This is a genomic window from Rhizobium sp. CB3171 (genome assembly GCF_029714265.1).
In the GTDB taxonomy this organism is placed as follows: Bacteria; Pseudomonadota; Alphaproteobacteria; order Rhizobiales; family Rhizobiaceae; genus Rhizobium.
The window spans coordinates 117,758-130,197 of sequence record NZ_CP121656.1 but is presented as its reverse complement, the minus strand read 5'-3'; the positions used below and the strand labels follow the sequence as shown (position 1 = coordinate 130,197).

Genomic DNA, 12,440 nt, shown 5'->3' with positions numbered 1-12,440 from the left:
ACAGGAGGACGAGCCGTGGCAGATTATAGAGAAGCTTTCGTCGATGTTGCTAAGCTGAAGAATGCGATTGCGGCTGCCGAATCTGGCCAGGATGGAGAGGTGCGGTATTTGGACGAAGTAGAGGCGACAGACGCCGGCATGCGCCGCATCATCCAGCGAATAGCAGCTAAGTTTGATCGCGTGCATTTCTATTACGAGGCCGGCCCCACTGGGTACGGTCTCCACCGGCTCATCGTCTCACTTGGCCACGAATGCATGGTCGTCGCTCCATCCTTGATTCCGAGAAAGCCGGGCGAGCGGGTTAAGACGAACCGTCGAGATGCGCTCGCGCTCACCCGGCTGTTGAGGGCCGTCGAGGGCTCTTCGCGCACAAAGCATCGAGGATGGATATCAGAGACGCGTCGGGGCCCCCACGTAGCATTGGTCCGCTGATCGGGGATTTTCTGCATGACATGCGGAGAATCCTGTGAGCGACAGTGTGAATCAGCCACGAACACTCGAGGTTTTGACGGCGGCGCCGGTGCGGGCGCGACGCAAACCGCGTGACTGGCCGGATGAGGAGAAGGAGCGGCTGATTGCCGAGACGTTGTTGCCTGAGGCCGATGTCTCGGCGATGCGCGTTCTGAGGGATTGGATCCCTCGCAGCTTTACGGGTGGCGTCGCAAGGCACTGTCATCGGGGTTGGTTGCACACCTGCCGGGAGCCGTGAAGGAGGAAGTGAAGTTCGCCCGCGTTGAGCCGGTGGCAAGTTCTACGGTGGAAATCGTCATCGGTGATGTCCTGGTGCGCGTCCCCGGCGAAATCGAGCCGGCTCACCTGGCAAGATGGAGTGGTTGCCGCCCTCCCCAGACGGCATCGCAATGTGCCAGGATAGTGGTGTTTACAGCCACTGAGCGGAAAGGACGGCAACCGTGACGAAAGATACAATGATCGGGGTGGATTTGGCAAAGACGGCTTTTCAGCTTCATGGTGCGTCGATGACTGGGGAGCTGAAGTTCCGGAAGAAATTGTCACGGGGGAGTTTTGCCAAATTTATGGCCGAGCAGCCTCCAGCGGTGGTCGTGATGGAAGCCTGTGGCAGCGCGCATTACTGGGCCCGCGAGATGAGCAGGTATGGCCACGAGGTGAAGTTGATCGCCCCGCATTACGTCAAGCCTTTTGTAAAGCGTCAGAAGAACGATGCGGCAGATGCCGAAGCGATCGTAATCGCGGCTCAGAGACCTGAAATGCGCTTCGTAGATCCAAAGTCTGCCGAGCAACAAAGCAGGGCAATTTTGTTTCGCGCTCGAGAGCGCCTTGTGCATCAGCGCACAGAACTGGCCAACGCACTCAGGGGCTGCCTCTATGAATATGGCTATGTTATTGCGCAGGGAATGCATCAGTTGAAACGCGTTGATGAGATCCTCAATGACCCAAATAGCGACTTGCCAAATTTGATGCGCGAGGAGTGTCGCGACCTGATGGACCAGATTGCCGAGAAGACGGTCCGCATCGATGCACGAACAGTGAAGATCAAGGCGCTGGCGGCTGAAGCCGACACAGCGCGGCGACTACAAACAATTCCAGGTGTCGGCCCGTTGACCTCCCTGGCTGTTGAGGCCTTTGCCCCGCCCATGGAGAGCTTTCGGTGCGGGCGCGACTTTGCCGCATGGCTAGGTCTTGTTCCGCGCCAATTCTCCTCCGGTGGAAAAGAGCGGCTCGGACGCATTTCTAAGGCGGGCCAAGCTGATATCCGCCGACTCCTAATCATTGGCGCGATGTCGCGCCTAACCTGGCTGACCCGCAAAGCGATCATTGAAGGCTCATGGCTCGCGCGCATTGCCGCGCGAAAGCCACGAATGCTTGTTGCGATAGCATTGGCCAACAAAATGGCGCGTACGATTTGGGCCGTGCTCACGAAAAATGAGGATTATCGAGTTCCGACACAGGCAGCCGTTGCATGATCGATATGCCACTGCTGCTTGGTTTCGGATAAAGAGGAGTAAGAAGGCGACGACCCGAATGGGCAAAATGATCGAACAGATCTGGATCAGGAAAACCAGTGTAGTATCTTGAGCATCTGAGCTCGTTTGAAAGAGTTGGGCCTTATCCGCAGATCACCATACCGGCCAGCGGCTTTTGACATGCCGCATTTAAAGGCCTGACAGAAGACCGCACTCGATCACTCGCATATTTGGGTTAGAAACTTCTTGCCCCACGGGCGGCAACCACAGAAGATACTACGGGCGGTCCGCAAGGCGTGATCTCGTCCGGCGTGGTCGTCTACGTTGAACCCCGCACCCTGCCTGCACCAAAATTGCGAAAGAACCCTTGATTGTTGCCGCCTAGAGTTTATCGACCTCGACTTGAGCGTTCTCTGCTTCTCGTGGAAGACGCTAAATCCGCTCGTGCGTTACTGCCGGCTAGCAAAGGCTGCGGGGCGGCGGTGAGGGAGTCGGGGGGCGGCGGCCGTTCCGCTTCACTCAATGGTGCCGCCGGCGCCTGGATGGTTTCAACGACGCCGCCCCCGCAATCGTAGCCGTTGTGATGATCATTGTGCATGCGGCGCGCGGTGGGTGGCATGCTGATGGCGGTGCCGGAAGCACCGGAGACATCCGATATCTCGGCAGCGGGCAGGGCGGCTTCTCTGTCGCGGCACAGGAAAGCGTAGAGTTTCTCCACGCAAGCGCGAGCTTTTTCTTGTCTTTTTGAAAGGGCGGGGCCAAGGCCAACCTGATATCGGCTTTTTTGGTAGAGCGGACTGCGCTCTTCGTACAGCTGTTCAACCTTCTGCTCGACGTCGGGGCCTTGCAGCAGCGGCCGGGTGGTGTCGCTCTTGAGGCGCCTGCAGAGCTCTTTCAGGTCGGTGTCGAGCCAGATCGACGTCGCCTTATTAAGGATCAGGGCTCGATTGGACTCCTTGCCAAAGCCGCCGCCGCCGGTTGCGATGACGATGGGCCCTCTCTCCAGCTGCTTGGCGAGCTCTTTGGTCTCCAGGTCCCTGAAGTAGGCCTCGCCGCGGCCAGGGTCGGCGAACATCTCCATCAGATTGCCGTGCTCGGCGACGATACGCTCATCGGTGTCGACAAACTCCACCCCTAACTCCTTGGCAAGCTGGGTGCCGATGGTCGACTTGCCGCTCGCCGGCATGCCGACGAGCACGACCGGCCGCGTGCCCAGGGCCGCGAGGATTTCGCCGGCTTGCGGCGAGCGAGCGACCGCAGCCTGTTTTCTTGCGACGGTGCGCGACCTGGAGGTCCCTGCCACCCTCGAACCGCTTTCTCCTGACGAGCTAAAGTGTAATATCTCGAGGGCCCAATCGTCGATCTCCTCACACGCCGGCGGCAAAGCCACGCGACTGAAGGCCTCCTGCGCCGCCTGCAGTTCCCACTGATCAGCCAGTGGAGCGCCTTTCATCTGCAGCGCATGGTTGCGCTTGTATAGATCATGGAATTGCTCCTTAAGCGCGAAGGTCTGCGGTGTATGGAACTGGATTTCCCAGAGCGCGCCTTTGGGACTGCGCAACGTGACGTTGACTGCCTTGAATGCCTGCCTCTGCTTCGTAAACGTGTTGGTCAACTTGACGCGCACATGCCCCTGATCGTCCAGCGAGGCCAGCACGCCACGCAGGCCGACGGTGAAGTCCTGCGGATTCAGTGCCACGCTGTAGCGCAGCGCGTCGTTTACGCCGGCCGTCGCTTCTTCCAGGGTCTGCTTTTTCAAAGCCATCTGCTGCTTGAGCTTTTCCATCAGCGAGCCGTGCGACTTCAGTTGATGCTGTGTTCCCACCAGTCGCCCACCATAGGGCTCCGCCGCACGATTCAGCATGTCGGTGACCACGGGCTCCATATCGCGGGCGCGTGTCAGCAGGGATTTGGCGTTAAGCGTGATGTCCTCGGTCCTTACGTCGCGCAGGCGCTCGGCCGGTGGCGGTGGCGGATCGATCAGGCGCGCCTGCTGCAGCGCGTGCAGCGCATCCTGCATCACACCCGCGGCCATTGTGGGCATGTGCTGCAGGAACCCCTTGGTCTGCTCAGCATCAAATCTCCCATCGTGCATGGCCCGGGCTGTCGCCTTGCTGTACGGCACCACGCGCACCCGCTCGGCGAACCCCCGCTCGGATCGTTCGCACGCCTCCACGATCTTGGCAAACAGCGCCGTGCCGGTGTCGGATTTCAGCGCATCGGTGCCTACCTTGATCGCAATGGTGAAAAGGTTGCGCATGGTCAGTTCCGGCTCGTCGGGGATGAACCCCGGTTGTCCGGCAGGGAATTGCGCATGTGAGAGCCTGCACACAGGGTAGTTGTCGAGGATGGCGTGGATACGTGCCTCAGCAGAAGGCGCAGCAACGTACGCCTTGGCGAGGTTCGGGAAGGCCTCCGCCAGCGCATCGGGCAGCTGCGGCACGTCAGCGGAGGACACCTGGTGGTCAAGGTGAAGCAGTTGCGCGTGCAGGAGTTGGGCGGCTTCACGTGCCTCAGGCATGTGGGCGCGTTCAATCGCATCGCGCGCATCGGCGCGTAGTTTCGCCAACACTTGTGGATCGCGGGCGTCACCTTCGAGTACCTCACGCAAGCCGGTGCGCAGATCGCGCTCAATGCCATCGTAGGTGCCGAACATCATGTTGCGCGCCATCGCCTCGCGTAATTGGTCGGGTTGCGCCATGAAGCGCGCCGCCAGGGTGCTGGCAGCGCCCATGATCTGACCGCCAAGCTGCAGCGACATGATCTCGGACAGCCGCCCGGCCTTGTAATGACCGGTCTCACGATCAATGGCCGGCGTGGCCGTCTTCGGTGGCTTGAAGGACTGCGGCTGGCCGCGCCTGTCCTCGCGATCGGCCATCTCGCGCGATCAGCGCCGCCAGCCTGGGGTAGCCCGCGTACACGAACGCGTCGTCGCCGTCGGTATCCATGTTGCGCTTGCGCAGCTCCGCAATCGGCAGTGCGCTCATGCGCCCGGGCTCCACAATGTCCTTTAGCCGCAAGCTGCCGGTGCTGAGCATGTCACGCGGCACGGCGCTGCGGTCGCGCCCGGCCGTCCAGCACGACAGCGTCTTGAGGTCCTCCTTGGAGCAGACCAGGTCCGTGTTCACAAAATCGGCCGGCCAGTTCTTCTCCGGCACCACGATAAGCATGCCCTTGCTGTGCAGCATCTGGGCATCGTCGCCCGATCGGTCGTCGAATCCGGTGTAGCTGTACTGAATGCCGAAGGATTGCGAGAGGAACTCGGCGGTGGCGTCGCCCTTCGCCACGGTCGCCACGCGTTCCTCTGGCACCGGTAGCAGATCTCTCTTTGTCGTAGGGTGGCTTGCCAATCAGCAAGGGCCGCCTGCGGCGTCGAAGGCCCGGCTGCGCTCGCGCGGCAGATGCACCTTGTCGTCGGCGGAGGGCACCGCCCGGACTCGCTGGCCCTGGTAGCCGCCACTGGTGGCCAGCTCGAATAGCGTGAGTTGGCTGAGCTCTGGCGGCAGCGCCTCAAGCCGGTGCCGCATCGCCTCATGCGCCTCCTGCAGCGCCGCCTCGTCGCGCGAGAAGTGCTGTAGCGCCTGCGGTGCCAGCCGTGTGGGACCCTTGTCGTTTGCCAGAAGGTCACGCTGCTCTTGGCTGGCCTGGCCAGCCTGCACTGCTTGCCAAGCATCATAGTGCTTGCGGAAGGCGGGGATGCACAAGGCTACCTCTAATTTCAAAAAGCCGCAGCCATCGTTGGGGCACAGCGCCAGGGGGCGTCCGTCCACTGCCAAGGGTTTGAACGGGTGTGCAGGACCGCTGACGTCTTCAAAGAATCCCAGACGCAGTGTGCCCTCAATAACGTGATCGCTCGGCACCATCTCCAGTAGTGAACGCTGCATGCGCGACCAGTCTTCGCGCTGCGGGGCAAGCTTGGCGACGAGCGTCATCAAGCTACTGCCCGGCGCGGTGTCGGCATAGCGGATTGCCGGCAGCAGCGACGGCGCCGCGGATGTGCCGGACAACAGCTGGGCGGGGCGGCTCATGTTGCCGCGCGTGGCGCGGCTGCCGCCGAACAAGTCGAAGCGCCAGGGCTCACCCTGATAGTTGAACGTACGCGCGAGCATGAACGTCGAAATCGCCCCGGGCAGCTGGACCTCCACCAGCGGCAGACCCGTCAGCCGTGCAAACAGCGAGTACTGCTGGTTCGTCTCAGTCGCATTGTTCGATACCTCCTGCCCCGCAAGTCGACCACAACATGGGTCGTGCTGCCGTTGGCCGGCACACCAGGCTGGCCGGGAGCCGAGCGCATGCTCAAGCGCCCAACGTCCAGGTCGAAGCTGGTCGGTGGGTGGGCCTGCGTAATCGTCGGCGCCTCCTTCGCCATGCGCAGATCCAGGGCGTCAAACGTCTGGTCATCGGCCTCGATCTGCGCGATCAGGTTCCAGCTCATCTCGCCGAGGTCCGCCTCGATGGCCTCGCGCGTACGCTCCAGCGTCCGGTCCACCCATGTCGCCAGTTGGTCGCGGCGCTGGCGCAGTTCCTGGCGAGTGCCTTCGACGTGGCGCGGCTTCCATTGCCGGGACACCATGCTGTAGGCCTTGAGTACCTGGAAAAAGGTCAGTGCCGGGCATCGCGTTGCGTGCTGATCAATGTCGGTCGAAGACTGCGAATCGCCGCCGGTCAGGTACAAGTCGATCTTGCGCTCGACGATAGGCTGCAACGTGTTGAACACCCGTAATGCGTGGCCCCGATGGCGAGAGTTCAGCTCCGGACTGCGAATTAACGGCAACAGTCCCATGCATAGGCTGCCGATACCCTCGAGGTTGGTCTCACGTAATCTGTCGTCCCCCATAAGCACCGAAACCCGCTCCAGCGCGGGCCGTGCCAGCGGACGCATCTGGCGATGAAGCCGCGCCGCTGCAAGGGCCTTGAAGAGCATCCCAATCTCCAGGACCGAGGCGGACTCAAAACGCTCGCGGTGCAACTCCAGGTGCCCGGCTATCGCCTGCAGCTTGGCGCCACCCAAGGTCTGGAGCTGTTCCTCGTCAAGGTGCAGCAGGCGGGACATCGCGTTGGCCACCATGGCGATCCCACGCATCTCGAACTGCTGCCATGGAAGTTCGGCCAAGCCTGCGCGCTCTGCGAGCAACAGCCCTGCTGTTTGGCACGCCGGCCTTCCGAGACATCTGCTAAGCGCATTGAGCGACATGCCCACGTGTTGCGCATCCATGGCTTGTCGCAGATCGTGATCTTTAGCCAGCCGCCCGGCCAGCGCATCGACGGCCTCCGCACAGACCGCCGTGTCGGGCCATTTGCTCAGGGCGTTGAGCGCGTTGGCCACGCCTTGCGGGTCTAGGGCCTTGCGCAACCCGGGCTCGTCGGCCAGCCGCCCGGCCAGCGCACCGGCGGCCTCCGCACAGACCGCCGTGTCGGGCCTTTTGCTCAGGGCGTTGAGCGCGGTGGCGACGCCTTGCGGGTCTAGGGCCTTGCGCAACCCGGGCTCGTCGGCCAGCCGCCCGGCCAGCGCACCGGCGGCCTCCGCACAGACCGCCGTGTCGGGCCATTTGCTCAGGGCGTTGAGCGCGGTGGCGACGCCTTGCGGGTTGAGGGCCTTGCGCAACCCGGGCTCGTCGGCCAGCCGCCCGGCCAGCGCACCGGCGGCCTCCGCACAGACCGCCGTGTCGGGCCATTTGCTCAGGGCGTTGAGCGCGTTGGCCACGCCTTGCGGGTCCAGGGCCTTGCGCAACCCGGGCTCGTCGGCCAGCCGCCCGGCCAGCGCATCGACGGCCTCCGTACAGACCGCCGTGTCGGGCCATTTGCTCAGGGCGTTGAGCGCGTTGGCGACTTGTTGCGGGTCCAGGGCCTTGCGCAACCCGGGCTCGTCGGCCAGCCGCCCGGCCAGCGCACCGGCGGCCTCCGCACAGACCGCCGTGTCGGGCCATTTGCTCAGGGCGTTGAGCGCGTTGGCGACGCCTTGCGGGTCCAGGGCCTTGCGCAACCCGGGCTCGTCGGCCAGCCGCCCGGCCAGCGCACCGGCGGCCTCCGCACAGACCGCCGTGTCGGGCCATTTGCTCAGGGCGTTGAGCGCGTTGGCGACTTCTTGCGGGTTGAGGGCCTTGTGCAACCCGGGCTCGTCGGCCAGCCGCCCGGCCAGCGCACCGGCGGCCTCCGCACAGACCGCCGTGTCGGGCCATTTGCTCAGGGCGTTGAGCGCGTTGGCGACTTGTTGCGGGTCCAGGGCCTTGCGCAACCCGGGCTCGTCGGCCAGCCGCCCGGCCAGCGCACCGGCGGCCTCCGCACAGACCGCCGTGTCGGGCCATTTGCTCAGGGCGTTGAGCGCGTTGGTGACTTGTTGCGGGTCCAGGGCCTTGCGCAACCCGGGCTCGTCGGCCAGCCGCCCGGCCAGCGCACCGGCGGCCTTCTCGCAGTTCGCACGTCCGGGCCATTTGCTCAGGGCGTTGAGCGCATTGGCCACGCCTTGCGCGTTGAGGGCGTTGCGCAACCCGGGCTCGTCGGCCAGCCGCCCGGCCAGCGCACCGGCGGCCTCCGCACAGACCGCCGTGTCGGGCCATTTGCTCAGGGCGTTGAGCGCGTTGGCGACTTGTTGCGGGTCCAGGGCCTTGCGCAACCCGGGCTCGTCGGCCAGCCGCCCGGCCAGCGCACCGGCGGCCTCCGCACAGACCGCCGTGTCGGGCCATTTGCTCAGGGCGTTGAGCGCCGTGGCGACGCTCTGCGCATCCATCGCATGACGCAGGCGGCTGTCGCTGGCGAGAAACGCGGCGAGCGAGTGCGCCATGGACTGGCAGTCCGGGTTATCGAACCACTTGCTGAAGGCATTGAGTGCCAGGCCGATGTCCCGCGCGTTCAGAGACTGCCGGGCCTGGTCGTCACGTTGCAGGTAACGTGCCAAACGAGCCACCGCGCGTTTACACCTACCACTGTTGATGTTCTTGGCGAAGGCGTTCAGGAGTAGGGCTGACGGGGTGCCACTCAGCCCCGATAGATCATCGGCCTGCTCGAGCTGTCTGGCGATCCACGCGATTGCATCCATGCACGCTTGCTGGTTCGGGTGCTTGCTCAGCTTGTTGCCCACATGAGCCAGCTGCTTCAGCGATGCACCTTCGAACCACCCGGTCTCGCAGAGATACTGCGCCGCGAGCTCGGTGCAACGATCGAGATCGCGGTGCGTTATGCCTGCCCCCTTGGCCCGCCTTGCATTGGCAATCATCTGAAGGTACTTGTCGAGCCGCTGTGCGTTGGTTTGCGCGTTGACGCTCCCTTCCAGGAAGGGCAACGCCAGCCCGCCAGTGATGCGACGCGCCAGCTCGTTGTCCCGTGCCATGGACACGCACAGGCCGGCGTTATGGTTCTGAGCTATTTGGCTGGACGCACTCAATTGTTGCTGATACAGTTCTCGCTCTGCCTGCAGCCGCTTTTTTGCCGCCGAGTCGAGCTGATGTTCGGTCGGGCGCAGATCCGCCACCGTCAACTCCAAGCGATGCATCGGCCGCTTTCGCTGCCTGTACGGCTCTTCCCGCGGTCGTTTTCCTGCGGTCCGGTCGGACTGTTGTTCGGTCAGGCGACCTGCCGTCGCCTCCAGACCATGCGTTGGTCGTTGTGGCCCACGATGCGACGACGATACGCTGCCGTCAGCGGGCATTCTGTCCGGGCGCCGCTCGGGCGCGGTACCGCGTCGTTCGGTGGGATCATCGCGCCGGTGCGAGTGGGTGACCGCGTGTTGCCGAACGTGACTGTCCCATGCGCCTTCGCTGGCTACGGTTCGCGCATTCACAGACAAGGGTTGGCCGCGTCGTGTCGACGTCCCAGGTTCATCCGGCTCTATCCGCCGCCGTTTGGCCGGCGGCCGTCCAAGTGATTGATGGTTGCCCCTGGTGCTGGCTGCTGCCTGATCCTCTGTTGGCCTGGGCTGTTCCTCTTGAGAGTGAGGCAAGTTTGTAAGCAACGAGTTTGATTGTCGTTAGAGGTTTTCATGCCTGAACTGACTCTTCTCTATTGCAAATTTCGACGTTAGTTATGGTAGCTGTTGGTTTGAACCGAAATTATCTTATGGCTTCGCGTTTTCGAGACTTTGAGCAAGCAAGGCGACGGCCTCCGTCAGCGTGCTCGGTCCGATCCCAAAGGCACGTTCAACGATGCGTGCTTCACCGCGAACATCGCCCGTCAGGTTGAAAATTGCCGCCTACCCCTTGCGCAAAGCGCGCATAACCTCGAAACCCTTGATCGTCGCATAAGCTGGAATTAGTTCGAACGGCCGGTTTTATCATCGCGCATGCCGTTGCGCTCTTGATTTGAACTGTCTGCTTTATGGATCCTGATGTCCGGATTGGACTCGTTCTCGCTTCAAATACGATCACGTTCGTTGGGTCATCATATTCGTTGCCCAGCTCGGCTTCCCAGTCCGCTGACATCGCCATCATTTCATCGTCCCTTGTCGCTTGGTGTGCGGCAGCCTCTCTAAAAATCGACGGCTTCTGGGCGTCGCTTTTCACCTCAGCCTGCGCGGGCGTTAGTCCCTTTTTTAAAGGCGGCGTCTTTTCCCGAGGGGTCTTCTGAAGGCTCTGCTGAAATAATGGCCGGACGCTTCTTTGATTTTGTCTCTTGTAGCACCGGCTTGAAGCTGCGGTTGGCGGGGCAGGGCTCGTTTCCGGTTGTTCTGATGTAACCCGCCACGCCCCAGATACGGTTGATTACCTGGCCTGCTGTAGGATTTGAGAGCTCAGATAAGACCGGCTTTTCATCATAGGTCATAGTAGAAGTCTCATAACGGACCGACGGTTACGAGGAAAATCTTACTGCATTTGGATGCTCATCTTTCGTGACGAGTGCTTATCAATATAAACACGCGGCCCCCCGACTCCCAAGAATGTACGGTTACGGTTGCAATATGATACCAACTTTGCCGATTGTATTCGCAATTACAGCAGTCATGTCGTATCCATCCGAGGTGGCTTCCGATTACCCACATCTGCTGCAGGCGAGGTTGCATCCGCTGAATCGTCTGTGATTCTGTCTGTGACGCCGAATCACGGAGGCGTCGCAGATGAGCGGGGATACGGAAGCTGGCGGAGCGGGCTGGCTTGGTGATGAGATCATATCATCGCGTCTGCCAGACAAACGCCTGGCGCGCCGGATGCACCGGCTGCTTGACCAGATGACGTCGGCGCCTGGTCACCCCATCCCGGCGGCGTGTGGCGACTGGGCCGCGACGAAAGCGGCGTACCGGTTCTTTGACAATCCTCGGGTTACAGAGCACGGAGTGTTGGCTGGCCATTTCGCAGCGACCGCCAAGCGCTGCGCAGACAGTGAAGGCCCGATCCTTATCGTGCAGGACACCACTGAGTTCACTTACAGCCGTACGCGGCTGGGTAAGATCGGCTTCACCCGAACCGTCAACGCCGGGGGGTATAAGGCGGGTCGATCCTACGCGGTGACCTTGTGCGGAATGTTGATTCATTCGAGCCTGGCGTTAACGCTGGAAGGCGCGCCGCTTGGGCTGGAAAGTCGAGGTCTTTCACAAGGTGATGAAATCCGGCTGCGGCGCCGAAAAGGCAAGGCTCGAGACCGCAGATCGATTGGCGAAGTTCCTCGCCCTCATTGCGGTGGGTGCTGGAGGCGGATCTGAAGAATTTCTTTGGGAGTTTGTCCCATGATTGGATGCTCCGGTTTATCGAACATCGAGTCGGGGACCCGCGTCTGATCAGCTTGATTAGACGCTGGTTGAAAGCGGGCGTCCTTGAGAACGGAGCCGTCCACCCGAGCGATGAAGGAACGCCACAAGGCGGTTCGAGCAGCGTCCTGTTGAGCAACGTTTACCTCCACTATGTGCTGGACCTTTGGTTCGAGCGCGTCGTGAAGACCCGGTTACGGGGCGAGGCTCGGCTGGTGCGCTATATCGATGACTTTGTAATCTGCTTCCAATATCGTTCGGACGCGCTCCAGGTCGAGGAGGCTCTGCGTCACAGGTTGGGGAAATTTGGCCTCACTCTTGAGCCGAGCAAGACCAAGTTGGTCGAGTTCGGCCGGTTCGCACAGCGGCACGCGAGCAAACGCGGCAGAAACCGCCCGGAGACATTTTACTTTCTGGGTATGACGCTGTACTGCACGCGCAACCTGAAGGATAACTTTAAGGTTGGCATGCGCACGGAGAAGGCGAGACTTCGACGGAGCGTCTTGTCGCTGCAGGGACTGATGCGGGAAATGCGGCATCACACGATCAAGAAACAGGTCGGCGCGATTAACGCTGTCCTACGCGGTCACTATGCCTATTACGGTGTCGCCGGTGTGCACGGTCGTAGAGAAGTGCGGCTATTCGATGCCGCGACAGTCGCAGAGGTTTTTCGGCGATGCATTCCTTGTTGGGAGGCGGGCGCGTCGAGAAGTATCCCTGGCGGTTTTCGAATGAGACGGTAAGAACTGGTGCAGCCGCAGCGCGTGCCGTAATCTTTGCGTCGATTGATGAAGGCAGGCACAGCGCCGAACGGACGGCTAATT

Annotated in this window: 6 protein-coding genes and 3 pseudogenes; 5 read left to right on the top strand and 4 right to left on the bottom strand. The window is 62.0% G+C overall.

Annotation, left to right across the window (positions count from 1 at the left end; genetic code table 11):
• Positions 1–15: 15 nt before the first annotated feature.
• The 3 genes and pseudogenes from QA648_RS36055 to QA648_RS36045 form a co-directional block, all read left to right on the top strand.
• Positions 16–357 (top strand): annotated as a pseudogene (locus QA648_RS36055) (IS110 family transposase); the annotation flags it as partial.
• A gap of 109 nt (positions 358–466) precedes the next feature.
• Positions 467–709, top strand: a complete 243-nt coding sequence (locus QA648_RS36050; RefSeq protein ID WP_283054960.1) for a hypothetical protein — start codon at positions 467–469, stop codon at positions 707–709.
• Between the two features lie 217 nt (positions 710–926).
• Entirely contained in the window at positions 927–1,943 is a 1,017-nt protein-coding gene (locus QA648_RS36045) for an IS110 family transposase (protein WP_283055075.1), read from the top strand.
• Between the two features lie 388 nt (positions 1,944–2,331).
• Here the strand turns inward: QA648_RS36045 and QA648_RS36040 are convergent, their stop codons facing one another.
• From QA648_RS36040 to QA648_RS36025, 4 genes and pseudogenes are all read right to left on the bottom strand, one after another.
• Positions 2,332–3,141 (bottom strand): shikimate kinase, encoded by an 810-nt coding sequence (locus QA648_RS36040; protein ID WP_283055079.1) that lies wholly within the window; start codon positions 3,139–3,141, stop codon positions 2,332–2,334.
• 153 nt (positions 3,142–3,294) lie between these two features.
• Positions 3,295–9,270 (bottom strand): annotated as a pseudogene (gene xopAD / locus QA648_RS36035) (XopAD/skwp family type III secretion system effector); the annotation flags it as partial.
• Positions 9,271–9,993: 723 nt separating this feature from the next.
• Positions 9,994–10,203 (bottom strand): annotated as a pseudogene (locus QA648_RS36030) (IS6 family transposase); the annotation flags it as partial.
• Between the two features lie 236 nt (positions 10,204–10,439).
• Positions 10,440–10,697: a hypothetical protein gene (locus QA648_RS36025; protein WP_283054959.1), complete on the bottom strand. Its 258-nt coding sequence runs from the start codon at positions 10,695–10,697 to the stop codon at positions 10,440–10,442.
• Positions 10,698–10,989: 292 nt separating this feature from the next.
• Between QA648_RS36025 and QA648_RS36020 the strand changes: the two genes are divergently transcribed.
• A complete protein-coding gene (locus QA648_RS36020) occupies positions 10,990–11,571 on the top strand; it encodes a transposase DNA-binding-containing protein (protein ID WP_283054958.1) in 582 nt (193 codons plus the stop codon).
• Positions 11,553–12,359 (top strand): reverse transcriptase domain-containing protein, encoded by an 807-nt coding sequence (locus tag QA648_RS36015; protein ID WP_283055078.1) that lies wholly within the window; start codon positions 11,553–11,555, stop codon positions 12,357–12,359. The genes QA648_RS36020 and QA648_RS36015 overlap by 19 nt, the downstream gene beginning before the upstream one ends.
• The last annotated feature ends 81 nt before the right edge of the window (positions 12,360–12,440 follow it).